This is a genomic window from Bacillus cereus group sp. BfR-BA-01524 (genome assembly GCF_022662595.1).
GTDB lineage: Bacteria > Bacillota > Bacilli > Bacillales > Bacillaceae_G > Bacillus_A > Bacillus_A thuringiensis_S.
The window spans coordinates 1-434 of the sequence record NZ_JAKUDW010000295.1; the positions used below are offsets into that span (position 1 = coordinate 1).

Here is a 434-nt window from a genome sequence, read left to right on the forward strand (position 1 = left end):
CCTCCTTTCTATGGAGAATTGATGAACGCTGTTCATCAATATAAGTTTCCGTGTTTCGTTTTCGTTTAGTTTTGAGAGTTCAATTCAATATTGACTCTTAAATGAGGATATGATATAAATAAATCCTGCAATTTGTATGGGCCTATAGCTCAGCTGGTTAGAGCGCACGCCTGATAAGCGTGAGGTCGATGGTTCGAGTCCATTTAGGCCCACCATACATTTTGGGGCCTTAGCTCAGCTGGGAGAGCGCCTGCCTTGCACGCAGGAGGTCAGCGGTTCGATCCCGCTAGGCTCCACCAAAAAGCTATTTTAAATAGCAAATGGTATGTTCTTTGAAAACTAGATAACAGTGTAGCTCATATTTTTTAATTTTTAGTTTGGTTAAGTTAGAAAGGGCGCACGGTGGATGCCTTGACACTAGGAGTCGATGAAGG

2 tRNA genes are annotated in these 434 nt (G+C 42.9%); both read left to right on the forward strand.

Going from position 1 to position 434, the window contains the following annotated elements:
* Nucleotides 1-138 precede the first annotated feature (138 nt).
* Nucleotides 139-215 (forward strand) — tRNA-Ile (locus MR170_RS31135).
* An 8-nt stretch (nt 216-223) separates the two neighbouring features.
* Nucleotides 224-299: transfer RNA gene (locus MR170_RS31140), tRNA-Ala, on the forward strand.
* The last annotated feature ends 135 nt before the right edge of the window (nt 300-434 follow it).